At 57.6% G+C, this 23,685-nt stretch carries 35 protein-coding genes and 1 pseudogene; 12 read left to right on the top strand and 24 right to left on the bottom strand.

The features are described 5' to 3' along the window. The first annotated feature begins 19 nt into the window (after positions 1-19). The 5 genes and pseudogenes from LOY38_RS11945 (at position 20) to LOY38_RS11925 (ending at position 2,986) form a co-directional block, all read left to right on the top strand. Entirely contained in the window at positions 20-703 is a 684-nt protein-coding gene (locus LOY38_RS11945; protein WP_258700178.1) for an SOS response-associated peptidase family protein, read from the top strand. A 153-nt stretch (positions 704-856) separates the two neighbouring features. Further along, positions 857-1,222: pseudogene (locus LOY38_RS11940) on the top strand (polysaccharide lyase family 7 protein); the annotation flags it as partial. Between the two features lie 521 nt (positions 1,223-1,743). After that, entirely contained in the window at positions 1,744-2,124 is a 381-nt protein-coding gene (locus LOY38_RS11935; protein ID WP_258700177.1) for a hypothetical protein, read from the top strand. A 61-nt stretch (positions 2,125-2,185) separates the two neighbouring features. After that, the gene (locus LOY38_RS11930) at positions 2,186-2,575 is read left to right on the top strand and encodes a hypothetical protein (protein WP_258700176.1); all 390 of its coding nucleotides are present in this window, start codon (positions 2,186-2,188) and stop codon (positions 2,573-2,575) included. A 210-nt stretch (positions 2,576-2,785) separates the two neighbouring features. Further along, positions 2,786-2,986 (top strand): hypothetical protein, encoded by a 201-nt coding sequence (locus LOY38_RS11925; protein WP_258700175.1) that lies wholly within the window; start codon positions 2,786-2,788, stop codon positions 2,984-2,986. 86 nt (positions 2,987-3,072) lie between these two features. Here the strand turns inward: LOY38_RS11925 and LOY38_RS11920 are convergent, their stop codons facing one another. Both LOY38_RS11920 and LOY38_RS11915 read right to left on the bottom strand, forming a co-directional pair. Next, positions 3,073-3,414 (bottom strand): hypothetical protein, encoded by a 342-nt coding sequence (locus tag LOY38_RS11920; protein WP_258700174.1) that lies wholly within the window; start codon positions 3,412-3,414, stop codon positions 3,073-3,075. Positions 3,415-3,556: 142 nt separating this feature from the next. Next, positions 3,557-4,737, bottom strand: a protein-coding gene (locus LOY38_RS11915) for an IS3 family transposase (RefSeq protein WP_258696059.1) whose coding sequence is annotated in 2 segments (ribosomal slippage) — positions 3,557-4,473 and positions 4,473-4,737 — 1,182 coding nt in all. Because the reading frame shifts where the segments join, the coding sequence is not laid out codon by codon here. Between the two features lie 102 nt (positions 4,738-4,839). Between LOY38_RS11915 and LOY38_RS11910 the strand changes: the two genes are divergently transcribed. Beyond that, positions 4,840-5,106: a hypothetical protein gene (locus tag LOY38_RS11910; RefSeq protein ID WP_258700173.1), complete on the top strand. Its 267-nt coding sequence runs from the start codon at positions 4,840-4,842 to the stop codon at positions 5,104-5,106. Positions 5,107-5,210: 104 nt separating this feature from the next. Here LOY38_RS11910 and LOY38_RS11905 read toward each other — a convergent pair whose 3' ends face one another. Further along, positions 5,211-5,396: a hypothetical protein gene (locus tag LOY38_RS11905; protein WP_258700836.1), complete on the bottom strand. Its 186-nt coding sequence runs from the start codon at positions 5,394-5,396 to the stop codon at positions 5,211-5,213. A 134-nt stretch (positions 5,397-5,530) separates the two neighbouring features. Here LOY38_RS11905 and LOY38_RS11900 point away from each other — a divergent pair, with 134 nt between their 5' ends. After that, the gene (locus LOY38_RS11900) at positions 5,531-5,944 is read left to right on the top strand and encodes a CBS domain-containing protein (protein ID WP_258700172.1); all 414 of its coding nucleotides are present in this window, start codon (positions 5,531-5,533) and stop codon (positions 5,942-5,944) included. A gap of 208 nt (positions 5,945-6,152) precedes the next feature. Here the strand turns inward: LOY38_RS11900 and LOY38_RS11895 are convergent, their stop codons facing one another. The 3 genes from LOY38_RS11895 to LOY38_RS11885 all read right to left on the bottom strand — a co-directional run bounded on the left by LOY38_RS11895 (position 6,153) and on the right by LOY38_RS11885 (position 7,375). Next, positions 6,153-6,407, bottom strand: a complete 255-nt coding sequence (locus LOY38_RS11895) for a hypothetical protein (RefSeq protein ID WP_258700171.1) — start codon at positions 6,405-6,407, stop codon at positions 6,153-6,155. A 313-nt stretch (positions 6,408-6,720) separates the two neighbouring features. Continuing rightward, positions 6,721-7,026 carry a hypothetical protein gene (locus tag LOY38_RS11890; protein WP_258700170.1) on the bottom strand — a complete coding sequence of 102 codons (306 nt, stop codon included), beginning with the start codon at positions 7,024-7,026 and terminating at the stop codon, positions 6,721-6,723. Between the two features lie 154 nt (positions 7,027-7,180). Further along, positions 7,181-7,375, bottom strand: coding sequence for a hypothetical protein (locus tag LOY38_RS11885; protein WP_258700169.1), 195 nt, complete (start codon positions 7,373-7,375; stop codon positions 7,181-7,183). A gap of 188 nt (positions 7,376-7,563) precedes the next feature. Between LOY38_RS11885 and LOY38_RS11880 the strand changes: the two genes are divergently transcribed. Further along, positions 7,564-7,758 carry a hypothetical protein gene (locus LOY38_RS11880; RefSeq protein WP_258700168.1) on the top strand — a complete coding sequence of 65 codons (195 nt, stop codon included), beginning with the start codon at positions 7,564-7,566 and terminating at the stop codon, positions 7,756-7,758. Positions 7,759-7,994: 236 nt separating this feature from the next. On the opposite strand, the gene LOY38_RS11875 is transcribed toward LOY38_RS11880, so the two are convergent. The 3 genes from LOY38_RS11875 to LOY38_RS11865 all read right to left on the bottom strand — a co-directional run bounded on the left by LOY38_RS11875 (position 7,995) and on the right by LOY38_RS11865 (position 10,150). Continuing rightward, positions 7,995-8,330: a hypothetical protein gene (locus LOY38_RS11875; protein ID WP_258700710.1), complete on the bottom strand. Its 336-nt coding sequence runs from the start codon at positions 8,328-8,330 to the stop codon at positions 7,995-7,997. A 256-nt stretch (positions 8,331-8,586) separates the two neighbouring features. Next, the gene (locus LOY38_RS11870; RefSeq protein WP_258700167.1) at positions 8,587-8,823 is read right to left on the bottom strand and encodes a hypothetical protein; all 237 of its coding nucleotides are present in this window, start codon (positions 8,821-8,823) and stop codon (positions 8,587-8,589) included. Between the two features lie 100 nt (positions 8,824-8,923). Beyond that, positions 8,924-10,150: an RtcB family protein gene (locus LOY38_RS11865; RefSeq protein WP_258700166.1), complete on the bottom strand. Its 1,227-nt coding sequence runs from the start codon at positions 10,148-10,150 to the stop codon at positions 8,924-8,926. Positions 10,151-10,241: 91 nt separating this feature from the next. On the opposite strand from LOY38_RS11865, the gene LOY38_RS11860 reads away from it, so the two are divergent. After that, positions 10,242-10,481, top strand: coding sequence for a hypothetical protein (locus LOY38_RS11860; protein ID WP_007895573.1), 240 nt, complete (start codon positions 10,242-10,244; stop codon positions 10,479-10,481). Positions 10,482-10,492: 11 nt separating this feature from the next. Continuing rightward, a complete protein-coding gene (gene osmE / locus LOY38_RS11855) occupies positions 10,493-10,852 on the top strand; it encodes an osmotically-inducible lipoprotein OsmE (RefSeq protein WP_258700165.1) in 360 nt (119 codons plus the stop codon). 77 nt (positions 10,853-10,929) lie between these two features. On the opposite strand, the gene LOY38_RS11850 is transcribed toward osmE, so the two are convergent. Then, a complete protein-coding gene (locus tag LOY38_RS11850; RefSeq protein WP_258700164.1) occupies positions 10,930-11,133 on the bottom strand; it encodes a DUF2188 domain-containing protein in 204 nt (67 codons plus the stop codon). A 221-nt stretch (positions 11,134-11,354) separates the two neighbouring features. On the opposite strand from LOY38_RS11850, the gene LOY38_RS11845 reads away from it, so the two are divergent. Continuing rightward, a complete protein-coding gene (locus LOY38_RS11845; protein ID WP_258700163.1) occupies positions 11,355-11,717 on the top strand; it encodes an NUDIX hydrolase in 363 nt (120 codons plus the stop codon). Here LOY38_RS11845 and LOY38_RS11840 read toward each other — a convergent pair. The 9 genes from LOY38_RS11840 to LOY38_RS11800 all read right to left on the bottom strand — a co-directional run bounded on the left by LOY38_RS11840 (position 11,702) and on the right by LOY38_RS11800 (position 19,586). Continuing rightward, positions 11,702-11,851 (bottom strand): hypothetical protein, encoded by a 150-nt coding sequence (locus LOY38_RS11840; protein ID WP_258700835.1) that lies wholly within the window; start codon positions 11,849-11,851, stop codon positions 11,702-11,704. The genes LOY38_RS11845 and LOY38_RS11840 overlap by 16 nt on opposite strands. Before the next feature lie 43 nt (positions 11,852-11,894). Further along, entirely contained in the window at positions 11,895-12,668 is a 774-nt protein-coding gene (locus LOY38_RS11835) for a 1,6-dihydroxycyclohexa-2,4-diene-1-carboxylate dehydrogenase (protein WP_258700162.1), read from the bottom strand. Positions 12,669-12,874: 206 nt separating this feature from the next. Then, positions 12,875-13,888 carry a benzoate 1,2-dioxygenase electron transfer component BenC gene (benC, locus tag LOY38_RS11830; protein WP_258700161.1) on the bottom strand — a complete coding sequence of 338 codons (1,014 nt, stop codon included), beginning with the start codon at positions 13,886-13,888 and terminating at the stop codon, positions 12,875-12,877. 10 nt (positions 13,889-13,898) lie between these two features. Further along, positions 13,899-14,387 (bottom strand): benzoate 1,2-dioxygenase small subunit, encoded by a 489-nt coding sequence (benB, locus tag LOY38_RS11825; protein WP_205889876.1) that lies wholly within the window; start codon positions 14,385-14,387, stop codon positions 13,899-13,901. Then, positions 14,384-15,748 carry a benzoate 1,2-dioxygenase large subunit gene (benA, locus tag LOY38_RS11820; RefSeq protein ID WP_258700160.1) on the bottom strand — a complete coding sequence of 455 codons (1,365 nt, stop codon included), beginning with the start codon at positions 15,746-15,748 and terminating at the stop codon, positions 14,384-14,386. Before benA ends, benB begins: the two co-directional genes overlap by 4 nt. A 255-nt stretch (positions 15,749-16,003) precedes the next feature. Continuing rightward, positions 16,004-16,963 carry an AraC family transcriptional regulator gene (locus LOY38_RS11815; RefSeq protein WP_309475872.1) on the bottom strand — a complete coding sequence of 320 codons (960 nt, stop codon included), beginning with the start codon at positions 16,961-16,963 and terminating at the stop codon, positions 16,004-16,006. 192 nt (positions 16,964-17,155) lie between these two features. Further along, a complete protein-coding gene (catA, locus tag LOY38_RS11810) occupies positions 17,156-18,085 on the bottom strand; it encodes a catechol 1,2-dioxygenase (protein ID WP_258700159.1) in 930 nt (309 codons plus the stop codon). A gap of 51 nt (positions 18,086-18,136) precedes the next feature. Continuing rightward, positions 18,137-18,427, bottom strand: a complete 291-nt coding sequence (gene catC / locus LOY38_RS11805; protein WP_258700158.1) for a muconolactone Delta-isomerase — start codon at positions 18,425-18,427, stop codon at positions 18,137-18,139. Positions 18,428-18,437: 10 nt separating this feature from the next. Continuing rightward, entirely contained in the window at positions 18,438-19,586 is a 1,149-nt protein-coding gene (locus LOY38_RS11800; protein ID WP_258700708.1) for a muconate cycloisomerase family protein, read from the bottom strand. Between the two features lie 127 nt (positions 19,587-19,713). On the opposite strand from LOY38_RS11800, the gene LOY38_RS11795 reads away from it, so the two are divergent. Continuing rightward, the gene (locus tag LOY38_RS11795; protein WP_258700157.1) at positions 19,714-20,610 is read left to right on the top strand and encodes a LysR family transcriptional regulator; all 897 of its coding nucleotides are present in this window, start codon (positions 19,714-19,716) and stop codon (positions 20,608-20,610) included. Here the strand turns inward: LOY38_RS11795 and LOY38_RS11790 are convergent. From LOY38_RS11790 to LOY38_RS11770, 5 genes are all read right to left on the bottom strand, one after another. Continuing rightward, positions 20,607-20,858, bottom strand: a complete 252-nt coding sequence (locus LOY38_RS11790) for a DUF1652 domain-containing protein (RefSeq protein ID WP_258700156.1) — start codon at positions 20,856-20,858, stop codon at positions 20,607-20,609. The two genes, LOY38_RS11795 and LOY38_RS11790, sit on opposite strands and share 4 nt — an antisense overlap. A gap of 118 nt (positions 20,859-20,976) precedes the next feature. Then, positions 20,977-21,876 carry a polysaccharide deacetylase family protein gene (locus LOY38_RS11785; protein WP_258700155.1) on the bottom strand — a complete coding sequence of 300 codons (900 nt, stop codon included), beginning with the start codon at positions 21,874-21,876 and terminating at the stop codon, positions 20,977-20,979. Positions 21,877-22,219: 343 nt separating this feature from the next. Then, positions 22,220-22,378 carry a hypothetical protein gene (locus LOY38_RS11780; protein ID WP_258700154.1) on the bottom strand — a complete coding sequence of 53 codons (159 nt, stop codon included), beginning with the start codon at positions 22,376-22,378 and terminating at the stop codon, positions 22,220-22,222. A gap of 67 nt (positions 22,379-22,445) precedes the next feature. Next, entirely contained in the window at positions 22,446-22,757 is a 312-nt protein-coding gene (locus tag LOY38_RS11775; protein WP_162830927.1) for an AzlD domain-containing protein, read from the bottom strand. Beyond that, positions 22,757-23,455 (bottom strand): AzlC family ABC transporter permease, encoded by a 699-nt coding sequence (locus tag LOY38_RS11770; RefSeq protein ID WP_258700153.1) that lies wholly within the window; start codon positions 23,453-23,455, stop codon positions 22,757-22,759. The genes LOY38_RS11775 and LOY38_RS11770 overlap by 1 nt, the downstream gene beginning before the upstream one ends. Positions 23,456-23,685: the final 230 nt, after the last annotated feature.

Genomic DNA, 23,685 nt, shown 5'->3' with positions numbered 1-23,685 from the left:
AGGGTCGGAGGATTTGATCATGTGTGGTCGACTTTCCCAGTACCGAGGCATTCACGACTTCGTGGCCGCGCTAAGCATGCCCAATGCCCTGGTCAACAATGCCGGCGATCAGCCGTTCGAGCTCTACAACGCCGCGCCGTCGACTCAGCTCGCTCTATTCCACCAGGAAAGCAGCGTGCTGCACGCCGACAGGGTGCGTTGGGGCTGGCAGCCACACGGGGCCAGGGACCACGCCACACCGATCAATGCCCGTGTCGAGAAAGTCGCCCACGGCCCATACTTCAAAGCCATATGGCCGCACCGCGCAATTATTGCAATCGACAACTGGTTTGAATGGGTTTACGAAGGTGGCCCGAAGAAACAGCCCTATCTCATCCGCCGGAAGGATCGCGCGCCGATCCTGTGTGCTGCGATTGGCCAGTATCCAAGGTACGAACATGAACCGGACGAGCACGACGGCTTCGTGATCATCACCGCCGACAGCAAGGGCGGAATGGTGGATATTCACGATCGGCAGCCGGTGACACTGAATCCCGAATTGGCCCGGGAATGGCTGGACCCGGCTACGCCCAAGGATCGCGCCGAGCAGATGGTGTTGTTGCAGGGGGAACCAACCGAGGCGTTCGAGTGGTTCAAGGTCGACCAGGCTATTGGCAACGTGCACAACCAAGGTCCGGACCTGATCAGACCGATCAGCGATTGACCTCCCTGGCATATGCCTGGCAAGTCGACAGAAAATTACTATCAGCGCTACTTGCTAGAACATCAGCGCTGCTCATACTCTTGCCGGCATGAAAATACGCCGCCCCCTTACCCCTGAAGAAGTCGCCGAAAGCAACCGGCTCAAAGCGGTTTACTACATGTACAGGGTTCAGAACGGCCGCCGCTAAAGGTGTTCTGGAACAAAGGCCGAATCACTATGGGGTTCCGGTCGAGCTCTCTCCAGGAAGACCCGGTGAACACAACGGTTCTGGAAAACGTGCCACTCGGTGCACTTTTCAAAATCAACATCCACGCCAATTCGAGCGACGCCGTGTCCGTCTCGGCGAGCTGTAACGGCGTCAAATCCACTTCCGCAATCATGCGTCTCGACAACACCTGGGACACGAAAACTCTCGCCTTCCACGGCGGCGTGTACAACCAGATCGATTACTCCGACACCACTGACCCGGAAGACGGTTCAGTGTGCATCATCAGCGACCTTTCCATCACCCACGCCTGATATCGGGAATTTTGTGCGAGCAAGGCAAGCGGTGCCACGTCAGCCTGACAATACAGTACCAGTCGTCAGCAGAGGGAGGGCCACCCTGGCATCCATTACTACGCTTTCAGTTCAATACATGGAGGTGTTCATGTCTGAAGAAAGTGTGATTGATTCGCTTCCGGTCCATCGCGATGCAGACGGTGGGTGGTTCTACCCTGATGACCTGATCGACATGAAACGAATCTGAATGGGTGCCCACCCTGACCAACTGCTGGCCATTCAGTAATCCTTCTGAAACACATCTGGCCGGGCAAGCGGTGCTGATTTTACCCAGATCAGCTTCAAGTGTCCCGAACACAATGCTGAACAAAATTAACATTAAAGGACTTGTCTACCGCTCATCGCTTTCCTTCCAGGACTAAAAATATCTGTTTGACAGTCTATTTTTCAGATCTATATTCAATCTGCCAAATAAGCAAAACTGCGACTTTACTGCAATAAACATCCGCACCACAAAATCACCTGAAAAGGAATTCAGCATGACTATTAATTTCGTCCCGTCAAAAAGCGACCAAACGTACTTGACCATCAACTGCCACTCAGTAGTTACATTTAACTACAACAAGGACAACCCAACATTCTATGTGACATTTAATTATGGCCGCATCATTCTATGGACAGCCGTCCTAACACCTGTTTCACCCGTACAATCATTACCAGGCACAATCACCTCAGGCCCTGTCACACTATACGGAGGTCTCAGGGTCAACTTACAGTACTTAGGCAACAGCTACAACGTCCTGCTCACAGGAACTATTGGTGATATCAACGGCGCCACCTCCTTCAACTCCAGCAACATTGGCAGCTTCCAAACGGGCGCATTTGAGGAAGTAATCTATAACGCAACCGCTCCTGCTTAATAGTTTTTAAATACGTCTTACTTAAAGACCCAAGAGCGCTTCCCCTCCAACAATCGCTGTTATGTTGGAGGGGATTGACCTGACACCTCGTAGAAAACAACCAGCCAGCAACATCTGGAGTCGGGGCAAAGCTGATCGGGTAATCGTCACCCTCATTGAACAGGCCAATGTCTTTCGTTGGAAACGGTCGGCTCACGCTCTCACCCCGGACTTGAAATCGTTCAGGGTTGAGACTATCAGTGAGACTCAATCCTTCGAGGGCCGTGACATGCCAACGACTGAAGAATCAATCATTGCAGCGGCAAGGCTGCGTGCCGCCTACCGAGGAGAAAACGAGGCGTTGGCTGCGGCTTCAGCGCTCGAAGCCTTGGCAGTGCTGAAAAAAACGTTGAAGGGAGACAAGTACCAAGCGGCTCTCGAGAGGCTGTATCTTGAGTATTCAACCTCTTGATCAATCCAGTACCGCGATCTCACTCTCTGGTGTCACACCACCATTCGTCGCCTATGAAAACCTGACGGGGAATTGGCGACCATGTCTGGCTTAGGGATTGCACAGATCGGTCGTAGCGGCCCCAGAACGACGTAATTCTGACGCGGCGGCATTCAAATTAACGCTTAAGGACTCCAGCGATACGCTTGGTCAGTCACCGGGAGATGTACCGTGTCAACTCTCAATGAAATCGCAGCGAACCACGCGAGAATGGCTAAGGCAAAGGAAGAAGAGTCGACCGGGCTGAGTGAGCGACACCTTCAAATAGTGGGAAATTTCGAAATCTCATCCATTGATGAGCAACAGCACATTCCACTGCACCTCATCACTGGAGTGCAGGACAACCATCTCGCACAAGCCACTGGCTATTGACTCTGACGGTGCACACTGAGCGTCGACCCAGTCGACGCCTGTTGGAAAAGCGGACATCACAATGGCTCACGCTGCCAGCGAGTCGTTTACAGCGGGCAGATAGCGACAACTTCATCGCCACTGCCTGCAGAGGTGATTTGCACAGTCCAGCCTTGCGCAAAAGTCATGTCGTGATCCTCCACGATGGCGCTGATGACAGGGCAAAGCTTTCTGGCTTCCTCTGGAGAGCCATCAACAGAGATGTAAACCGAACGATCCTCGCTTGAGAACTCGGAGGCCTGGGTCAAGGCGTCGTTGCCATCCAGGATTTTGCAGAGTAATGAGGCGTTCTCGACGGACTCGTCAGTAGTGCCGGAGTACGCACATTGAGCAGTCACAATCGTCAGTAAAAAGAACATACCCGCTGCGTATTTGTTTCTCACTTCCATGTTCCTTGGGTGGGAGGGGCGGAAAATACTAATTCATCAGTTGGTTAATAGTTATCAGTTTTGGCTGACAGCTCCTTCCCCCTCCCCTCCGCCCCCCTATTTGCGTTGACCATTGACGGTAACGAAGGCGCGCCTGTAGTGGTCAACTAATTCCGGACACCTCGATAGGAGGTTTAGACGCCATTGCCCGTTCGTAAACGGTCGGTGGCAGATATCCCAGTTTCGAGTGCAGCCGCTCGTTGTTGTAAAACCCAACGATGTATTCAGTGATGTCACGTATCGCTTCGGCGTGGTTGGCGTAATCGCGCCGCCATACCCGCTCCATTTTCAAACTCAGGAAGAAGCGCTCCATCACTGAGTTGTCCCAGCAATTACCTTTACGGCTCATGCTTTGCTGCATTTCATTTCTTGCCAACAGCGCTCTGTAGCTTGCGCTCGCGTATTGGCTGCCACGATCCGAGTGGGCGACCAGACCCGGTGGTGGTTGACGCTGAGCAATCGCCAGCTGCATTGCACTACACACCAGCTCAGCCGGCATGTTCGGGGCCATGGACCAGCCGACTATCTTGCGTGAGAACAAGTCCAGCACCACGGCCAGGTATAACCAGCCGCTTCGGGTCCGGATGTAGGTAATGTCTGCCACCCAAGCTTTGTTTACTGCGTCAGGTTCAAATTGGCGATTCAATACATTTTCAGCAATCGGCAGGTCGTGGTTGCTATCTGTCGTATGCACAAACTTACGCTTCCAAGCCGAACGCAGACCGTTGGCACGCATCAAGCGACGAATTTTATAAAGGCCTATTTCCATGCCCTTGGCGTGCAACACTTTACGCAACGGACGACTGCCATAACAGCCGCCACTTGCGGCAAACGATGCCTTGAGTTGCAGAGCCATGGGACAAATTGATGTTGGCACTTCAGCACGTTTGTTGGCTTCGTAGAACCCGGATCGACTGATGCCCAGCAGCCGACAGACATGCGCCACCGAATAAGCCTTCTGTTGCAGCTGCCGAACCAAGCGATACGTTACTTCAGCTCGCGGGCAAAGAAGGCGGTAGCCTTTTTTAATACATCGTTATCCATCTTGAGCTGGCGATTTTCCTGCTCCAACTGCCGGATACGTTGTTGCTCAGCAGTCAACGGTTTGCCGATTCCGACATCTCCCAGCTGTTCAGCCTCGTACTGCTGCACCCAGCGCCGGACGGCGGTCTCACCAATATTCAGGTCGCGGCAGACCTGCGGAACGGCCAGTCCCTGGTCCTTGATCATCTTTACCACTTGCAGTTTGAAGCTGTCGTCGAATGTTCTGCGTTTGCCAGTCATGAAAAAATCCTCGATAGATGCATTCTCCACCTATCGAGGTGTCCGGGGAAATTAGACCACTGCACGCCCCATACCTGCGGCCAGCAGGAGGCACGATCGCTAATGGCCAGCTATTCTGCTGCTCGACCAGAAACTTTGGAGCGTCTCTCTGGTCAGCTGTCTCGTACAAAAAACAGCGCGGATTCGCTGTTCAACATGGATCAAGTCAAAAGGGAAATTTCGACTGTGCAAAACTTCATGCGCCTTACAAAAGGTGCCTCAACCTATCAATTATGCATCGGCAGGCTGCGATTAATTATTTTCAGGCTTTCCGTCAATCGTTATCGATGGAAGCCTTGGCGAAGAATATCCTTCCAGATCACTGATTGAAGATTGCCCTACCGCTTCAGCTCTCCATGCGGATGAGCTGAAGCCCCCCCCGAAGCTACAACCAGACACGTCAATAAAATCCCGCGCAAGCTCAGCCTATTCGATCAGATCCGAAAACTGCCCACCCGCTGCTTCAAGCGAGCCGCCTGCTGCTCCAGATCGGAACAGGCCTGCAAGGTCGACTGGAGGTTTTCCACGCCACCGATGCGCAGGGTCACGCTATTCAAGCGCTCGCCGGCCAGGTTGGCGAGGGTCGTAACCCTCCGGCAGTTTGGCCTCCGGATACGCATGACCGGACACGCCCCTATCAGTCCGCCATCATGACGAGTGGAGATAAAACAATCTGAACCTGTACCTCCCTCCCAAAGTCGAAAAAATTGGTAGCCATTAATCACTCAAGCGTCACTTTAAAAGGGGTCTTTTCATGAAGATTTCGCAAGTTATGACGAAAGATGTTTTAACAGCCAAGCCAAACCAGACGATCCAGGAAGCAGCAAGCATGATGGCCAGGATCGATAGCGGTGCCATTATGGTTGAGGAGCAAGAGCGCCTGGTTGGCATGATCACGGACCGGGATATAGCCATCAGAGCCGTAGCCGAAGGACTCACCGGCACAACCCCTATCAGCAAGGTAATGACTGGCGGCATCCGTTATTGCTTTGAGGATGATGATATAGAGCATGTGGCAAAAAACATGGCGGACGTTCAACTCCGTCGCCTCCCCGTGCTCAGCCGAGACAAGCGGCTGGTGGGCGTCGTGTCGCTGGGAAACATTGCCAGCACTCACTCTCAGTCCGCCGCCGCTACTGTTTTGCGCGGTGTAGCGCAGGCTCACTAACCAGTTGGATAAGGGGACGTTCAAGTGTTCATCAGGATTAAAGCAACCATGGATCTGGCACACTCGCCTGGCCTGGAATCCTGTTGGGAACACGGCTTCAGGGTCAGGCGAGTCCTTCCGTAAACATCCGCTGCCAATGGCTCGCCGGATAGCCCCTTTCCCCACCCAGCGCGTCTCTCGCTGGATCGCTTGCGCATTGCGCGACATGTCAGTCCGACTCGATGAACAGGTCTTTATCATCCGGGCCTAGCGCCGGCTCTTGATCCTCCAGGCTGTCGGTTTCACGCTTCTTTTTCAGCCGGGCTCGAGCGCGCTCGGTGTCGCAGGTCTTTCCTTCTGCCAAGGTAATCAGAGTTGATGAAACCCGATAGAAACCACCACACGGCTCGCAATAAACACGTAATCCACCCCCGAACGAAAGATCTTCCAGTGCATTAGTATTTCCACACAGCGGACAGTTCATAGCCACCTCCTGATCGTTCAGCCACAACCGCTTTTGGCCGCCCTAGACTCTGACAATCTGAATGACGTGGTAAATGAATAGCGGGGGCATGTTGATATCGACAGGGGTTATCCAGGTAGGTTGCTTATTCTTTACTCGCACCGCCAACCAGACCGGGTGCGCTCTTTAGGAATTTTTCGCTCTGCCTCGCTGAGCCCCGTAGGAACTGCCGAAAGCTGCGATCTTCTTTTGATCCTGACAGGAGCCGCTGAAGATCAAAAGATCGCAGCCTTCGGCAGCTCCTACGGAGGGTGGTATTACAGCCGGGTGGAATCTAATCCGAAGTCAGCGGCTGCCTGGAGCGACTTGGTGCGATGAACGACTTCTCCTCGGTGTCGCGATGCAATAAGGAAACGTTGTAGTCATAGCGGGATATCAACGGCACCGGCTCGTCATTGCGGGACATCTTGAGCCATTGTCTTGTGCGCTCGATGTCAAAGGACTCGTTCCTGCCCTTCATTTTTTTTATCAGGTTCGTCGAGACCCTGAAGCGTCCACATCCGGCCGAGCATGCAACCTCTGACCAGTCTTCAGCCACATGAACAGTGTTAGAGACAGCGTGACAGATTAAGCACTTCATGTTCGATCTCCTTATCCATGAATTATCAACTGTAGACGATCCACGACCAGGGAGCCCTGTCTCCCGGCGGAAAACCAAGTCAACCGGTCACCTCGCCAGGTGAACAGTCAAAGAAGCGATAAGTGAAGAGCCCAGCGCGATGGCTGGGCTCCGGTTATCTTCTGTTTTCCAGCATTTTGTCGGCGAGCGCCTTGGCCCTTTGGATCAGCAGGTTTTGCCTGTCTTCATGGGTGGCTTCTCCAACCACCGGCGCCGTCAGATGGCTTTCGGCAATTAACGCAGCACAGAAGTATTGATCCCAGACAGCGCTTTGCTCCGACACCGGTTTGTTCATTTGGTCGGCGATCATATGCGGCTCCTTTCTGATGAGGTAGCTCCGCTATTTTACGCCCGAATCGCGAACAACCGGCGTCGGTCAGGATAGTCGGTGCCTCATTGCAATGCCGCGCACTGGCGACAAGTCATTTCCTCGACTAGGATTTTAGCGTACAGGACTTCGCCCACTGTGTTGTCGGGCGACTCACCAGGGAGAGATAGATGACACCTACTCGTATTTGCGAGCAAACCTATCGTGGCTGGTCCAGCCCCATCTTGCTTGAACTCAAAGAGAGAGAACATCAGCTAGACCCTTCGGAACGCCAGGCCCTGCAAAATGTCCTGGTAGAGAGGAGACTTCTAAACACCGGAAACCCTTCTGGCAGTGATCGACGCAAAGCTGATCCGGCCAAATAGCTTTCACCAACGCTGCTAGCACCCTGCCAGCAGCGTGCTCATCAGCAATCACCAAATTCCAGACAAAAAAAAGCCCAGGCAGCTGATGGACGCCTGGGCTTTAAAAATGCATAAACCGTGGTGGTGAACGCGGGGCGATATTACCCAATAGCGTGACCTGTAACAAGATATTTTGACTCACTATCCAGTTACTAAGTTATCTAACCCATTAAATAACCACACTATTTTCAAGCTATCTACAAACAATCCCGGACAGCCTTGCGCAACGCCGCTGATTTGGCCCATGGCGGCCCTTGGTAAAGTGATACCCGGCTGCCATCCTTCGATTTCACGATATCCAGAATTTCGTCAGCCGTGATGACGCTCGGCGCGGTGATCCGGTAGCCGTTGGAAATCGTCGATTGCGTCGATCCAGGGATGTCCTGACGCCACAAGGGCAGTACACACGCGGCATATTCCTTGGGCGCTTTATCGCTGTATTTGCTGACATTGGGCTCGCCGGGCACCAGGGATGCGGGTAACGAACAACCCGCCAACAAAGCCACCGCTACTCCCGCTATCAACATCCGCATAACGCTTCCCCATCCTGAAAAACGGGAAATGTAGCCTTTACCTGCGCAGACATCCAGTGGACGCTGGGGCAATGCCTCTATGAAGGAATTCTTATAGGGCAATGCCAGTCAGTTAAGGTGCGGAATCTGTGGGAGCGGGCTTGCTCGCGAAAGCGGTGTATCAGGTGACATCCAATATTGACTGTGCCGCCGTCTTCGCGAGCAAGCCCGCTTGGATTGCGCTTAACTGACCGGCATTACTCTTATAGGGGAGCTTTTATACAGAAGCTTCGCCCTGCCCCGGATCGGCTCCCGAACCGGAATCGGGATATGACCTTGCGTTCAGGTACGCCATCCATCGCTCGTACGCTTCATGCTGCCATGCCGTGACGCGCTCCCATTCCGGGCCGCTCATCTGATGAGTCGAGATCAGCTTCATCATCTCCGTGGTTGCCGCATCCAGATCAACGATCAGCCCATGTGCATGGTGTCTGAAATCATCGGTAGCCGTCATTTGAGATACCTCGCCCCAGCGAATAAAGCATTACCTCAATACGACAGCAGAGCTGTTCACTCGCGTTGATTTTCCCGACCAATGGAACCACCTTCCATCCCTACCCCTTCACGCACACCACCTGCCGCAAGGTGTGCAGCACTTCCACCAGATCACGCTGGGCGTACATGACTTTGTCGATGTCCTTATAGGCCATCGGAATCTCATCGATGACTGCCGCATCCTTACGACACTCCACATGAGCAGTCGCGCGGATCTGGTCTGCGACGGTGAAGGTGTTTTTGGCTTTGGTACGGCTCATGGTTCGACCGGCGCCGTGGCTGCAGGAACAAAACGATTGCTCGTTGCCCAGGCCACGCACGATGAAGCTTTTGGCGCCCATGGAACCGGGAATGATCCCCAACTCGCCCTTCTTCGCCGACACCGCCCCCTTGCGGGTGACCAGGACGTCCTCGCCGAAGTGCCGCTCTTTCTGCACGTAATTGTGGTGGCAGTTCACGGCCTCCAGCGCGACCTCGAAGGGTTTGCGGATCTCTTGTCGCGCCGCGTGAATCACCGCTTGCATCATCAAGGCACGGTTCTGCCGGGCGAAGTCCTGAGCCCAGCCCACCGCTTCGACGTAGTCATCGAAGTGTCGGCTGCCCTCTTTGAAGTAGGCCAGATCGCGGTCCGGCAGATTGGCGATGTGCTGGCGCATGTCCGCCTGGGCCAGTTGAATGAACAGGGTGCCGATGGCGTTGCCAACCCCGCGAGAACCGCTGTGCAACATGAACCAGACGCGGTTGGCCTCGTCCAGGCAGACCTCGATGAAGTGATTACCGGTACCGAGGGTACCCAGGTGCTGACGGTTGTTGGTGCTGGCCAGTTTCGGGTACTTGTCGGTGATCGCCTTGAACCGTGGGTTCAACGCCGCCCAGGCCTGATCAGCCTGCTGTGGAACGCGCTCCCAGGCGCCCTCGTCGCGCCGGCCACGGCTCAACGTGCGGCCATGGGGCACGGCCTTTTCAATGGCCGTGCGCAGACCGTGCAGGTTGTCCGGCAAGTCGGCGGCGGTCAGCGACGTGCGCGCGGCAATCATGCCGCAGCCGATGTCCACGCCCACGGCCGCCGGAATGATCGCACCCACGGTCGGGATCACGCTGCCGATGGTGGACCCTTTGCCCAGGTGCACATCCGGCATCACCGCCAGGTGCTTGAAGATGAACGGCATCTTCGCGGTATTGATCAATTGCTGCCGGGCTTCGCTTTCAACCGGCACGCCTTCGGTCCAGAGTTTGATCGGCTTGCCGTTGGCGACTTCCAGCAGTTGGTAGGCAGGTTGTTGCATGATATCGACTCTCTTCGGATCAGACGAACATAACGCTCCATCGAGGGAAATGGGATTACTATTTCGTAGCGGGGAATTGCAGGAGGTCATCATGTGGCTTAACGAATATGAACAGCAACTTCGGCGCGATCTGCAAGGCGTGGCGTCGGATCTGAGGTGGTCGGCGGTAGAGCTTTTGCGCATCGCAGAGCAGTTGCGCCAGGCCGGCAATGATGTGGATGCAGAGGCAACGCTAAGGCTGTGCGCGTTGTTCCAGGGCGATGAAGAACGCCTGGCGGGCTATGCTGAAGAAGTGAAAGCAAAGAGCATCACTCGAACGAAAGTTCACTAGAGCGCGCTGTCATGAACAAGCCTCTATGCGCGCTGATTGCCGTGCTGGCGGCGTCAGGTGGCTGCAACACCGAATCACATCTCTATCGAGACCAACCGTTGGTCGCCAAGGTCGAAACCGGCATGACCAAGGATCAGGTCGAGCGGATTGGCGGCAAACCGCTATCGATCACGGCTCGCACGGTGGAGCCTGGCACCTGCTTTGATTACAAGCTGACCCAGGCCGGCCATCAGCAGCCATACAACGTCAGCTTCGACGGCAGGGGCCAGGTCGACCATAAAAGTTTCATGACGTGCGCGCAATGGAGTCATGCCCAACAAAAAGCCAGAGAGTATTCCCCCTCCACGGGCGGGATGGGTGGCGGTTATTGACCTGTAAAAGCAGCCTCGCGAGCTCGGCAGCTGCTACAAATAGTACAAAGCCCCGGCAAACCGGGGCTTCAGGCGCACTATTTGTCTGATTTTTGGCTACGCGATGATCTACCCGACCGGGCCCTGTAGGCGGGAAGCGCAGCCGCATAGGCCAGTGCTTCTTCTCGGCTGCCAAAGGATCCAAGCCGGTCACCTTTGGTGCACACCCGCCAGGGGCCGCTGTTCACGCTGAGTACGTCATAACCGTTCATGTGCATTTTGGTCAGCATCGGAACGCTCATAGTCACCTCCATTTCGGCAGTGATAGTCCAGGGTCAACCCAACTACCTTACACCCGACTTTCAGTGAAGTGCCAACTAGACGTCGCGTCAGGATTCCGGCATTCCATTGCACTTTCAACGGCCCTGTCGGCTCTAACCCTTGAAGCAGACACTTCTGCGGATTGCGGTCTGAATATTGCATTTTTATGACTGTTTTATGACAACCGGCAGTCAGGTAATCCATGAAAGTACGCGCAACCGTCATTTGCGAGCAGGACCGGCATATTCTCCTGGTGCGCAAACCCAGGGGGCGCTGGACCTTGCCCGGCGGAAAAGTCGAGCCTGGCGAAACCGCTGCGGGCGCGGCCACAAGAGAACTCTACGAAGAAACAGGGCTTGGGGTCGACGGCCTTCTGTACCTGATGGAGCTGGAAACGGCCAGCACCCGGCACCATGTCTACGAGGCGTCGGTCGTCAACCTGGCAGAGGCTCGGCCACAGAACGAAATCTTCGACTGCCTCTGGTATCCGCTGGACGCCGTGCACAACCTGAGCACAAGCGACGCCACGCTCAGAATCGTCAAAGCGTTTCAGCGTCGCTTGTAGATCGCCCCCTGGGCTTTGGCCAATGCCATCACGGCCTTGTCGATAAACCCGGCAATCTCGGCCGGCATCGAGGCCAGCGACGCATGGCTGGCGTTCAGGGTCAGAATCTCCCTGGCGTTCAGTCGCACCGCCATCCATTGCCGGTTTTGCGGCGCGGGAGGGTGTATTGCAAACCTGTCAGCCCAGATCGCCGCCACCGACCGGCATGACCATGCCGGTGATGTAAGAGGCTTCGTCGCTGGCCAGAAACAGAATAGCGCCTGCCTGCTCATCCAGCGTGCCATAACGCTTCATCAAACTGCTGTCGAGGGTCTGGTCGACGATCTGCTGGTACCACAGTTTTTCCTGAGCGCTTTGCTGCGCGGTGTTGCGCGGGATCAGCCGCGGCGGCGCTTCGGTGCCACCGGGGGCGGTCGCGTTGACCCGCACGCCACGACCGGCGGTTTCGAACGCCAGGCACGCGGTCAGTGCATTGACCCCGCCCTTCGCCGCACCGTAGGGCACGCGATTGACGCTACGGGTCGCGATGGATGAAACGTTGACGATGGCGCCGCTGCCTTGTTCGAGCATGAACGGCAGCGCGGCATGGCAACACCACAGTGTCGGGAATAGTGAACGGCGAACCTCGGCCTCGATTTGCTGCTCTTCATAGTGTTCGAAAGGCTTGGTCCAGATCGTACCGCCGACGTTGTTGACCAGCACATCAAGGCGATCGAAACGTTCGACAGCGGTGCGCATCACGCGGCTGCATTCGCTGTATTGCTCAAGGTCGGCGGTCAAGGCGAGCACCTGACTGCTCTGCCCCAATTGCTTCTGGAGTTCGAACACCAGATCGGAGCGATCGACCAGAATCAACCGCGCCCCTTCGGCGGCCATGCGTTCTGCCACGCGCCGGCCGATGCCTTGGGCGGCACCGGTAATCAGCGCGACTTTTTTGTGGAATCTGTTCATGTGTACCTCGTGACGAAGGATACCGGTCCGTCAAGACGTACCGGACGAAACACTGTCCTGTGGGAGCGAGCCTGCTCGCGATAGCTGTCTCACTGGCGACATCCTGGGTGAATGTTCCGGCCTCTTCGCGAGCAGGCTCGCTCCCACATTGGAACCTTTGCCGAGCACGGTATTTGTGTACGACTTCGCTCCCACAACAGCACGAATCAAGCCGCGCTGGCGGCAAATTTCTCGTAGTAGAAGTTCGCAGGCGCAATGCCTTGCTCGCGAATGAACTGGCTGACCGCCTCGACCATCGGCGGCGGGCCGCACAGATAGACATCGACGTCGCCATCGTTCAAATGCCGTGGCTCGATGTGTTGGGTCACGTAGCCCTTGAGCGGGTGCCGACTGTCGGGGTTGGCCACGCAGGCGCTGAAGCTGAAGTTCGGGATCCGCGCGGCGAAAGCTTCCAGTCGATCCATCTCCACCAGGTCGAAATCGTTGGTCACGCCGTAGATCAAATGCAGCGGATGCTCGCTGCCCTGCTCGGCGATTTTTTCCAGCATCGCGGTAAACGGCGCCAGGCCAGTGCCACCGGCCAGCAACAACAACGGACGGCGGATATCGCGCAGATAGAAACTGCCCAACGGTCCGGCCAGGCTCATGCTGTCGCCGGCCTTGGCCATGCTGGTCAGGAAGCTGCTCATCAAGCCGCCGGGCACGTTGCGAATCAGAAAACTGACCTCGCCTTCACGCTGTAACGAGCTGAACGAGTACGCGCGGGTCTGCTCGCTGCCGGGAATCCCGAGGTTCACATACTGCCCCGGCAGAAACGCCAGTTTGCTCAGGGCCTCGCCCTTGATCGACAGTGCGATGGTGCTGTCGGACAACTGGCGCACGGCGCTGATGGTCGCGTCGTAGCTGGCCTGACGGGTGCGGCAGACATCCGATGAAACCGGCACCCGCACCACGCAATCGCTCTGCGCACGCATCTGGCAGGTCAGGACAAAACCCTGCTGCGCCTCGTCGGCGCTGAGGGCGTCTTCGATGTAGTCCTCGCCCAAGTCGTAGCGGCCGGCCTCGGCGAAGCATTTGCAGGTGCCGCAAGCGCCGTCGCGGCAGTCCAGCGGAATGTTGATGCCCTGGCGGTACGCGGCATCGGCCACGGTTTCCCCAGCATTGGCGTCGATGAACCGGGTGACGCCGTCTTCGAAATTGAACGCAATGGAATGAGTCATGACGGCCGCCTCAGAGGTGGTAAACATCGATGACCTGGCGAACGTAGTCGTTCTTCAGGATCACTTTCTTGGCCTTGATCAACGGGTTTTCACCGCGCACATCCAGGGTGTAGAAACTGCTGCCGAAATAGCTGTCGACGGTCTTGTAGCGAAAGCTCAGGGTGTGCCAGTTGAAGCGCACCTTGCACAGGCCGTCGGCCTGTTCGAGCAGCTCGATGTTGCTGAGGTTGTGCGAGGTGCGGGTGTCCGGCACGCTGGCACTGGAACGCTCGGTCTTGATGCGGAAAACGCGGTCTTCCAGGCCGGTGCGGTTGCCGTACCAGATCAGCGAGATTTCCCGCTGCGGGTCTTCAGTCAGCTCGTCGTTATCGTCCCAGGACGGCATCCAGAAGGTGGCGTCCGGCGCGTACAACTCCAGCCAGTCGTCCCATTGTTTATCGTCGAGGTAGCGCGCTTCGCGATAGAGAAAATCGCGCACCGCGTCATAGGTAATGGTCATTGCACGGCCTCCACTGCAATCAGTTCGGACTGTTCGGCGGCCAACGCCTTGAGCATCGTTTGCTGCCAATACTTGTGTTGCAGCACGAACAGGCCTTCGTCTTCGGTGCGCACGCCGCTGAGCAGCGGGTGCAGGTCGATTTCTCTGGCCGCATCATCGGCGCCTTCGACCCAATGCTCGGCGCCACGGGACATGTCGTTCCAGGCTGTGACGCTGCCCTGGTAACCCGTCTGGCAGGAGCGAAACTCTTCCAGATCGTCCGGGGTGGCCATGCCGCTGACGTTGAAAAAGTCCTCGTACTGACGAATGCGACTCGAACGGGCGTGGTCGCTTTCACCTTTGGGGGCGATGCAGTAAATGGTGATTTCGGTGCGGTTGACCGAGATCGGCCGGGCGATGCGAATCTGCGAACTGAACTGGTCCATCAGGTACACGTTCGGGTACAGGCACAGGTTGCGCGAGTTCTCGATCATCCAGTTGGCGCGGGCCTGGCCGAAGTCCCGGGCCAACTCGTCGCGACGCTCGTACAGCGGACGGTCCTCGGGGTTGGACCAACGGGTCCAGAGCAGCATGTGGCCCTTGTCGAAGGAATAGAACCCCCCACCCTGCTTGGCCCAGGTGCCGGCGCTCATCGTTGGATTGCAATCGCCGGCTTCACGCTGCTTGCGCTGGTTCTGGGTGGCGGCGTAGTTCCAGTGCACCGAGCTGACGTGATAGCCGTCGGCACCGTTTTCGGCGGTGAGTTTCCAGTTGCCTTCGTAGATGTAACTGGAGGAACCGCGCAGCACTTCCAGGCCATCGGCGGACTGGTCGACGATCATGTCGATAATCTTCGCCGACTCACCCAGGTGCTCAACCAGCGGCACGACATCGGCCTTGAGGCTGCCGAACAGGAAGCCGCGATAGGATTCGAAACGCGCGACTTTGGTCAGGTCGTGGGAGCCATCGCAATTGAAGCTCGCCGGGTAGCCGGCCGCCGCCGGGTCTTTAACCTTGAGCAGCTTGCCGGAGTTGTTGAACGTCCAGCCGTGGAATGGGCAGGTGTACGAACTCCTGTTGCCGGTCTTGTGCCGGCAGAGCATCGCCCCGCGGTGGCTGCACGCATTGATAAAGGCGTTCAACACACCGTCCTTGTTGCGCGCGATGAAGATCGACTGGCGCCCCATGGTGGTGGTGTAGAAATCGTTGTTGTTGGGGATCTGGCTTTCATGGGCCAGGTACAGCCAGTTGCCTTCGAAGATGTGCTGCATCTCGAGGTCGAACAGCCGCGGGTCAGTGAACATCTCGCGCTTGCAGCGGTAGATGCCCTGTTCAGGGTTTTCTTCAAGCAGGGAGTGAAGGTATTCGGGTCGCAGGGACATGGCCGCCGCCTCCATTGTTTTTATTCAGGCAGGGCCATGCTAGGACGTGGGGATGGGGCGGACTATCCGCGGGGTGCAGACCTGTATCCATTTTGTGCAACGAGCGGTCGGTGGTTGATGATCGTTCCCACGCTCCCGCGTGGGAATGCCTCAACGGACGCTCTGCGTTCGGCTCTGGAAGGGACGCGGAGCGTCCCGGGCTGCATTCCCACGCAGAGCGTGGGAACGATCAAACGGTGGGCGGCGTTTGCGAGGTCAGTGGCGGCGTTTGAGGGTGTCGGAGGGTAATTCGCCGAACTGTTTGCGGTAGCTGTCGGAGAACCGGCCCAGGTGCAGAAAGCCGTAATCCATGGCCACTTCCGTGACGTTGCGCACGTTGCAGGTCGGGTCGCTCAGGTTGGCGTGGATGCGTTCGAGCTTCTTCCGCCGGATGTAGTTTTTTGGCGTGTCCCCCGCGTTACGTTCGAACAACCCATACAGCGAACGCAGGCTCATCCGCGCCTGGCGCGCCAGTTCCTCGCTGTCGATGTCTTGCTTGAGGTTGCAGGCGATGTAATCGACCAGCGCCTCGAACGTCGCCGAGGCTGAGCCAGGGTCGGTGCGCATGACGTTGGTCTTCATCAGGCCGAGCATCTTGCTGACTACGATTTGCGCATAGTGCTCCTGCACACGGGGAATCGGCTCGGCGGCTTCTGCCTCCTGGCAAATCATCGCCAGCAGACCGACGAAACCTTCCAGTTCATTGAGCTGATAACGGTTCTCCAGAAATCGCACGCCCTGCCCCGGATACCGCCAGCGCTGCTCTTCGCACACTGACTCCAGTAGCCGCGTGGGAACTTTCAGGATGAATTTTTCGCAATCACTGGAATAGGTCAGATCCACCGGATCGTCGGGGTTGATCAGCAGCAACTCGCCGGGGGCGAAGTAATGTTCCTGGCCATGGCCACGCCACAGGCAGTTGCCGCGCAGCAGCACTTGCAAGTGATAGATGCTGTCCAGCGCGCCGGACGTAACCCGCACGCTGGCGCCGTAACTGATGCGGCACAGGTCGAGGCTGGCGAACTTGCGGTGGTCGAGGCTGGCCAGTGGACGACCGGCCCTGGGCATCTGGAGGCAATGATTGCCGACGTGCTGATTGACGTAACCCGATACCGCGTACGGGTCGGCATGGTCGAAGACTCTGCTGCGATGACTCAACAATTGCGCTTGCATCATCGGTTCGCTCTCATTGTTGTTATAGGGTGCGTCAGGCGATTCTAGAGCAGTGCTCGCATCGATGTGTCAGTTGACCGACCTGTGGGAGCGAGCCTGCTCGCGAAAGGGTCATCAGCTTCAACATCAACGTTGACTGACACTCCGCTTTCGCGAGCAGGCTCGCTCCCACAAAGGTTTGGCTGGTCGAGGGTATCAGTCCTCGAGCGCACGCACCCGTTCGTGGCGTTGCTGCTCCTCAGGCTGGGCGGAGGACTGCAGCGTGAAGTCGAAATCGATTTCGGCAAAACGACCGCTCACACCATGGGCCGCCGCACGCTGCGGATCATCGCTGAAGGTGATTTTGGCGATCAGTTCGTCACGGGTGGCGTAGGCGAAATCGTCATGCAGGTACTGATCGCCGTCGAGGTTGATCTGGGTGGTCAGGTGACGATGATCCGGCGCCGAAATGAAGAAGTGAATGTGCGCCGGCCGCTGGCCATGACGGCCCAGTTGATCGAGCAGTTGCTGGGTCGGACCGTCCGGCGGGCAGCCATAGCCCGACGGCACGATGCTGCGAAAACGGTAACGGCCCTCGGCATCGGTGACGATGCGCCGACGCAGGTTGAACTCGGACTGGGTGGTATCGAAATACGAATAGGTGCCACCGGTATTGGCGTGCCAGACATCCACCACCGCCCCGGCCAGCGGTTCGCCAGCGGTGTTGCGCACCTGGCCTTGCATGAACAGCACCACACCCGGATCGACGCCATCGTCCAGTCGCGCTTCGACGTTCGACAGCGGCGCACCGGCCACGTACAGCGGCCCTTCGATGGTCCGCGGGGTGCCGCCGGATTTACCGGCCTGCTCGTCTTCGGCGTCCATCAACAGGTCCAGGTAATGCTCAAGACCCAGCCCGGCCACCAACAGACCCGCCTCCTGACGCGCGCCCAGCACGTTGAGGTAGTTGACGGCTTTCCAGAATTCTTCCGGGGTCACGGCCAGGTCTTCGATGATGTTCACCGAGTCCCGCAGGATGCGGTAAACCAGCGCTTTGACCCGCGGATCGCCGGCGTCGTTGAGCAGGCCGCTGGCCTCTTCGAGAAACTTCTGGACACTGGCGGTGTTGGAAATCTTGACGTTCATGGTGGATCCTCATCTTGTAATTATTAGCGTAGCGAACTGAACAGACTGGGTTCAGCGGTCATCCTCGCGAATGGAAGAAGGATGCCGGCACAGTGCGTTGACCTCGATGGCCATGTACGGGTACAGCGGCAACTGCATCAGCAGGTCGTGCAGTTCCTGAACACTGTCGACATCGAACACGCTGTAATTGGCATAGAGCCCGGCGATGCGCCACAGATGACGCCACTTGCCTTGCTCTTGCAGACGCTGGGCCAGGGCTTTTTCGTCGGCCTTGAGCTTGGCGGCGCGTTCCGGGTTCATGTCGACCGGTAAATTCACAGTCATTTTTACGTGAAACAGCATGATGCCCTCCTCAGGCTTGATGAACGGCAGTGGATGTCTTGTCCCTACGGAAAAACGCCAGGCGTTCTTCATCCAGGCTCAGGCCCAGCCCCGGTGTTTGCGGGACATGCAGTTGGAAGTCGCGGTAGACCAATGGCTCGCTGAGGACGTCTTCGGTCAGCAGCAGCGGGCCGAACAGCTCGGTATCCCAGCTCAGTGTGTTGAGCGTGACGAAGGCATGGGCCGAGGCCAGCGTGCCAATCCCGCCTTCGAGCATGGTGCCGCCGTACAGACCGATACCGGCCGCCTCGGCAATGGCGGCGGTTCGCAGCACGGCGCGCGGGCCGCCGTTCTTGGCGATTTTCAGGGCGAATACTGAAGCCGCGCCCTCCCGTGCCAGGTTGAAGGCGTCCTCTACGCATTCGATGGACTCATCGGCCATGATCGGCGCCGGGCACACGGCATTCAGGCGCACCATGCCGGCGCGGTTATTGCGCGAGATAGGTTGTTCGATCAGGTCGATGCCGTTGGTGCCGAGGATCCGGCAGGCCCGCAGGGCCACCGCTTCATCCCAGGCCTGATTGACATCGACCCGCACACTGGCGCGGTCGCCCAAGGCCTTTTTGATCGCAATGACGTGGGCCAGGTCGAGGTTGACCTCGCCAGCACCGATTTTCAGTTTGAAGATCCGGTGGCGACGCAGGTCGAGCATTTTTTCCGCTTCGGCGATGTCCTTGGCGGTGTCGCCGCTGGCCAGGGTCCAGGCCACCGGCAAGGCATCGCGAACCCGGCCGCCCAGCAGTTCGCTGACCGGCAGGCCAAGACGCTTGCCTTGGGCGTCGAGCAAAGCACTTTCGATACCCGATTTGGCGAAGGTGTTGCCACGAATGCTGCGCTCCAGGCGCAACATCGCGGCATTCACATTACCGCCGTCCTGGCCAATCAGCAGTGGCGCGAAGTGTTTGTCGATGTTGGTCTTGATGCTGTCCGGGCTTTCGTTGCCATAGGCCAGGCCGCCGATGGTGGTCGATTCACCGATCCCTTCAATGCCATCGGCACAGCGCACACGGATGATCACCAGGGTCTGGTTCTGCATGGTGTGCATCGCCAGCTTGTGCGGGCGGATGGTCGGCAGATCGACAATGATCGTCTCGATCGATTCAATGGCAGTTGCACGCATGTCGATACCCGTCAGGTTCTTGAAGTTCTGAAACGGATTCTCGTACGGTTTTTTCCGGGCGGCCAATATAGAATTGGTCTGGCTCGATACCTTAAAGGTATTCAACAGACCGACATCCGGAGGCCCCATGGAACTGCGTCACCTGCGGTATTTTCAGGTGTTGGCTCAAACCCTCAACTTCACCCGCGCCGCCGAACTGCTGCACATCGCCCAACCGCCACTGAGCCGGCAGATCCAGCAGCTGGAAGACGAACTCGGGGTGCTTCTGCTGGAACGCGGCCGACCGCTGAAGCTGACCGACGCCGGGCGTTTTTTCCATGAACACTCCACCGCTCTGCTTGAACAATTGGGCAAGGTTTGCGACAACACGCGGCGGATCGGGCTGGGTGAAAAGACCTGGCTGGGCATCGGCTTTGCGCCATCGACACTGTATGGCGTGCTGCCGGAACTGATTCGCCGACTGCGCAGCGGCGAGCCTCTGGCGCTGGAGTTGGGGCTCTCGGAAATGACCACGCTGCAACAGGTGCAAGCGCTCAAGGCCGGGCGCATCGATGTCGGCTTCGGGCGAATCCGCATCGACGATCCGGCCATTCTTCAGACCGTACTGACCGAAGATCGGCTGGTCGCCGCCCTGCCCGCCGGCCATCCATTACTGGCCGGGCCGATCAGCCTTCGTGAACTGGCAAAAGAACCCTTCGTGCTCTACCCCGGCAACCCGCGTCCCAGTTACGCCGACCACGTGATCGCGCTATTCGAATCCTATGGCGTGCACATCAAGGTGGCGCAATGGACCAACGAGCTGCAAACAGCGATCGGTCTGGTGGGTGCGGGAATCGGTGTGACACTGGTGCCGGCCTCGGTGCAGTTGCTGCACCGCGACGACATTGGCTTCACCCCGGTGCTGGAAGACAACGCGACCTCGCCGATCATTCTCAGCAGGCGCGTGGGCGACGTATCGCCGGGGTTGAATCATTGTTTGCAGATGATCGATGAACTGCTTGCGGGTGACAGGCTCGTGAACTAGGCCATCACACCAGCGAAGGCTCGACGACCGGCGCGCATTTCAGTGCGAAGTTCGCCGATCAGGTTGGAAATATCGCGAACACTGGTCAGCTCGTCGGGGGATACGCCGGTGATCAACAGTTCAATCCGCCCGGTGGTGCGCTCGAAGACCTTGATCCGCAACGTTTCATTGCCGTTCACAGTGCATTCGCAGGACAGCGGCTTGAAACCGGACTCAACAATTTGGCAAAGCTGCGCAAGTGGAACCATGGCGAACGCCCTCGTGGACGGTTTTGCGATTGGATCCACTCAGAGTAGATCAACTAGCGCAACGCGCCAGCGAGCTTTGTAGCAGCTGCCGAGCCTGCGAGGCTGCGTTCGGCATCGTTCAGTGAGAATCCCCGTCCCATAACCAGTTCCAGATCCCTGGCAACTCAACCGCCTCTGAACTGTCACGGACAGTACGCGCCATGGCCGCCCGCTGCAGCGCTGTCGTGTCGTCGTAAAACGGCTTCTGCGCCGTGGCCAGACCTGTGGCGCTGGCACTGTCGAGGAGGATTTGCAGGTATTCCCGGGTATGCCGGGCGGTGTAGCGATTGAGATCGTGAAAGGTCACCACCACCGGAATCACCCCGTCCACCGTCGGCAACTCGCCGAGGGCGATGCGCTCGCGGACTTCGGACAGCTGCCGCAGCATATTGGCCCGCCGCCGAGGGCTGGCGTTGAAGCCCCAGATCTTGCCGTCATTGGCGCTCAGGTCGGTCAGCAGTACGTGCATGCCATGCTGTTGGTAGGCGGCAAAGGTGCGCTTGTCGTAGTTCCAGAATGGCGGACGCACCAGGATCGACGAGACGCCAGTGATCGCAGCAATGTCTGCGCTGCCATGGGTCAGCGACTGTTCCAGTTCTTCCGCATTCAGGGAGCGATGGTTGGTGTGGTGGGGAGTGGCCGTGTGGAAGCCCAACAGGTGTCCCTCGGCGTGTTCGCGCCCCATGATCTGACGGCCCACGTCACTGCCGCCGGCGCCTGAGGCACGGGTTTGCACGAAGAACACGGCTTTAATGTCGGGTTGCAGCGGATTACGCGCCAGGCTGTCGAGCACGGTGACGGTCGGGTTGTAAAAACCGGACGCGCTGGGCCCGTCGTCGAAAGTCAGCAGAAAGCGGATCGGCGCTTGTGCGCGCAGGCGCTGTTGCGTCTGCGGCGTCATTTCGATGGGCGCGGCGATGCAGCCAAACAGGCCAGCTGCAATGGCGAACGCGGATAGAACCTTGAACAACTGCTTCATGTTTTGCCTTGGGCCAGACCTTGCGGACGTCATGTTTAATGGCAAAAACCCCTCGCCCATTCATCCCTTTATCGGCCCGCCAATCGCTGCGAGCCGAGGTTGGATAAGGGTACACAGTGTTTGGTTCCAGCGCCCGCTCCCAGGCTCGCGTTATGCCTTCGATTTTCGGTTATTAGTTGTTTACCCAGCAACAGCGACTCAACAGACTGTTTCCCTCGGTGCATGCCGTTCCCCCGACATCCTCCTCCCTTCAAGCCCGCTCCCACAGGTGATTGCATTTCAGGCCGCAGGAACTAAAAAGCCCCGCCATCAATGGCGGGGCTTTTGGGTATGTGCAAGCCGATCAAGGCTTCAGCGGGCGCTCCTGGTCGCGGTCCGACAGCTCTTTACCGTCGTCGGGGTGCTTCCAGTCCGGCGTCGAACGCTTCTGCCGCTCGAGTTCTTCCTCCGTCGGTTCATCGGTGTCTTCATTCGGGTCTGGATGCTTTGGTTCAGTGGCCATGTCCACCTCCCGCCCTCAAGGAATCAATCATCCGTTTTAAGCGTAGAACAGTTTCGCACCGGGCGACTCAGAGCCACCACCGCAACAAAAAGAAAAACCCCATGCTCAACAGCATGCTGAGCAAGGTGTTGCGGGTGTAAAGCACCAGGCCCACGGCCACCAGCGAACTGATCAGGTAGGGGTTGTCCCACTGCAGGTTCAACTGTTTGTCGGGCATGAACACGATCGGCCCGCAGATCGCGGTGAGCATGCCCGGCACCGCGAAACCGAGGAACTGCCGGGCATTGCTGCTCAAGCGCACCGGCAGCCGAGGTTCGAGAAATACGTAGCGGTTCAGGAACACCAGCAGGCCCATCCCGATAATCACAGCCCAGACCATCATGTGCGCCCCATATAGAGTTTGTTGCAGATAAAGCCCGCGGTCATGCCCGCTAACCCCGACAGCACCAGCGCCGAGCCCCATTGCCAATAGCTGAACAGCACCGAACAGAACAGTGAAACCGCCACGCAGACCACCGTCGGGACGTTGCGCACCACCGGTGTGATCAAGGCGATGAAGGTCGCCGCGATGGAGAAGTCCAGCCCCAGGTGTTCAAGGCCCGGAATGCTGCTGCCCAGCACAATGCCCGCCAGGGTGAAGAGGTTCCAGGCGATGTAAAACGTCAGGCCCACACCCAAGGCATACCAGCGATTGAACTGCTGTTTGTCATGCTGGCTGGTCAGGGCGAACAACTCATCGGTGAGCAAAAAGCCCAGCCCCACGCGCCAGCGGCCCGGCAACGGGGAAATCACCGAACGCATGCTCATCCCGTAAAGCAAATGCTGGGAGGTCAGCAACAATGTGGTCAACAGAATCGAAAAAACCCCGGCACCGCCCTTGAGCATGCCGATGGCGACCAATTGCGCCGCGCCGGCAAATACGATGCTCGACAGACCCTGGCCTTGCAGGGGCGTGAGGTTGGCCTCGATGGCCATGGAACCGGCCAACAGCCCCCAGGGCGCGGTCGCCAGGGACAACGGCATGATGGCCGCGGCGCCGCGAAGGAATGCACTGCGCGGCATGAGTGAGTTGGACATAACGCTCTACAACCAGGGAAAGGCCCCAGACTGTGCCAGCAGTCGCGGCCGATGGCTTGAACAATTTTGCGCACTTGCGACGAGCACGCCTTGTTTTGCTGTTACGCATCGGGTTCGCTGATTTCACGATTGACAAATACACCACCGACTTTTAAAACTGGGCACCTCATTCAGGGTGTAAGCAAGCATGTCTGCAACCTCCAACCTCAACACTGTCGTCATTGGCTTGA

Origin of the sequence: Pseudomonas sp. B21-015, assembly GCF_024749285.1 — a bacterium.
Lineage (GTDB): Bacteria > Pseudomonadota > Gammaproteobacteria > Pseudomonadales > Pseudomonadaceae > Aquipseudomonas.
This window is presented reverse-complemented; position numbering and strand designations above follow the sequence as displayed.

Coding starts and splice junctions, on each gene's coding strand:
- LOY38_RS11785 (WP_258700155.1), bottom strand. CDS start 21,876: ATGAAGCAGTTGTTCAAGGTTCTATCCGCGTTCGCCATTGCAGCTGGC.
- LOY38_RS11930 (WP_258700176.1), top strand. CDS start 2,186: ATGTTGGAGGGGATTGACCTGACACCTCGTAGAAAACAACCAGCCAGC.
- LOY38_RS11815 (WP_309475872.1), bottom strand. CDS start 16,963: ATGATGCAAGCGCAATTGTTGAGTCATCGCAGCAGAGTCTTCGACCAT.
- LOY38_RS11865 (WP_258700166.1), bottom strand. CDS start 10,150: ATGCAACAACCTGCCTACCAACTGCTGGAAGTCGCCAACGGCAAGCCG.
- LOY38_RS11900 (WP_258700172.1), top strand. CDS start 5,531: ATGAAGATTTCGCAAGTTATGACGAAAGATGTTTTAACAGCCAAGCCA.
- LOY38_RS11850 (WP_258700164.1), bottom strand. CDS start 11,133: ATGAGCGTTCCGATGCTGACCAAAATGCACATGAACGGTTATGACGTA.
- LOY38_RS11920 (WP_258700174.1), bottom strand. CDS start 3,414: ATGGAAGTGAGAAACAAATACGCAGCGGGTATGTTCTTTTTACTGACG.
- LOY38_RS11935 (WP_258700177.1), top strand. CDS start 1,744: ATGACTATTAATTTCGTCCCGTCAAAAAGCGACCAAACGTACTTGACC.
- benA (WP_258700160.1), bottom strand. CDS start 15,748: ATGTCCCTGCGACCCGAATACCTTCACTCCCTGCTTGAAGAAAACCCT.
- LOY38_RS11910 (WP_258700173.1), top strand. CDS start 4,840: ATGGCCAGCTATTCTGCTGCTCGACCAGAAACTTTGGAGCGTCTCTCT.
- LOY38_RS11800 (WP_258700708.1), bottom strand. CDS start 19,586: ATGCGTGCAACTGCCATTGAATCGATCGAGACGATCATTGTCGATCTG.
- LOY38_RS11885 (WP_258700169.1), bottom strand. CDS start 7,375: ATGATCGCCGACCAAATGAACAAACCGGTGTCGGAGCAAAGCGCTGTC.
- LOY38_RS11945 (WP_258700178.1), top strand. CDS start 20: ATGTGTGGTCGACTTTCCCAGTACCGAGGCATTCACGACTTCGTGGCC.
- LOY38_RS11845 (WP_258700163.1), top strand. CDS start 11,355: ATGAAAGTACGCGCAACCGTCATTTGCGAGCAGGACCGGCATATTCTC.
- LOY38_RS11770 (WP_258700153.1), bottom strand. CDS start 23,455: ATGTCCAACTCACTCATGCCGCGCAGTGCATTCCTTCGCGGCGCCGCG.
- LOY38_RS11895 (WP_258700171.1), bottom strand. CDS start 6,407: ATGAACTGTCCGCTGTGTGGAAATACTAATGCACTGGAAGATCTTTCG.
- benB (WP_205889876.1), bottom strand. CDS start 14,387: ATGACCATTACCTATGACGCGGTGCGCGATTTTCTCTATCGCGAAGCG.
- LOY38_RS11775 (WP_162830927.1), bottom strand. CDS start 22,757: ATGGTCTGGGCTGTGATTATCGGGATGGGCCTGCTGGTGTTCCTGAAC.
- LOY38_RS11795 (WP_258700157.1), top strand. CDS start 19,714: ATGGAACTGCGTCACCTGCGGTATTTTCAGGTGTTGGCTCAAACCCTC.
- osmE (WP_258700165.1), top strand. CDS start 10,493: ATGAACAAGCCTCTATGCGCGCTGATTGCCGTGCTGGCGGCGTCAGGT.
- LOY38_RS11875 (WP_258700710.1), bottom strand. CDS start 8,330: ATGCGGATGTTGATAGCGGGAGTAGCGGTGGCTTTGTTGGCGGGTTGT.
- LOY38_RS11860 (WP_007895573.1), top strand. CDS start 10,242: ATGTGGCTTAACGAATATGAACAGCAACTTCGGCGCGATCTGCAAGGC.
- LOY38_RS11880 (WP_258700168.1), top strand. CDS start 7,564: ATGACACCTACTCGTATTTGCGAGCAAACCTATCGTGGCTGGTCCAGC.
- benC (WP_258700161.1), bottom strand. CDS start 13,888: ATGACTCATTCCATTGCGTTCAATTTCGAAGACGGCGTCACCCGGTTC.
- LOY38_RS11780 (WP_258700154.1), bottom strand. CDS start 22,378: ATGGCCACTGAACCAAAGCATCCAGACCCGAATGAAGACACCGATGAA.
- LOY38_RS11840 (WP_258700835.1), bottom strand. CDS start 11,851: ATGGCGGTGCGACTGAACGCCAGGGAGATTCTGACCCTGAACGCCAGC.
- catA (WP_258700159.1), bottom strand. CDS start 18,085: ATGAACGTCAAGATTTCCAACACCGCCAGTGTCCAGAAGTTTCTCGAA.
- catC (WP_258700158.1), bottom strand. CDS start 18,427: ATGCTGTTTCACGTAAAAATGACTGTGAATTTACCGGTCGACATGAAC.
- LOY38_RS11835 (WP_258700162.1), bottom strand. CDS start 12,668: ATGAACAGATTCCACAAAAAAGTCGCGCTGATTACCGGTGCCGCCCAA.
- LOY38_RS11790 (WP_258700156.1), bottom strand. CDS start 20,858: ATGGTTCCACTTGCGCAGCTTTGCCAAATTGTTGAGTCCGGTTTCAAG.
- LOY38_RS11890 (WP_258700170.1), bottom strand. CDS start 7,026: ATGAAGTGCTTAATCTGTCACGCTGTCTCTAACACTGTTCATGTGGCT.
- LOY38_RS11905 (WP_258700836.1), bottom strand. CDS start 5,396: ATGCGTATCCGGAGGCCAAACTGCCGGAGGGTTACGACCCTCGCCAAC.
- LOY38_RS11870 (WP_258700167.1), bottom strand. CDS start 8,823: ATGACGGCTACCGATGATTTCAGACACCATGCACATGGGCTGATCGTT.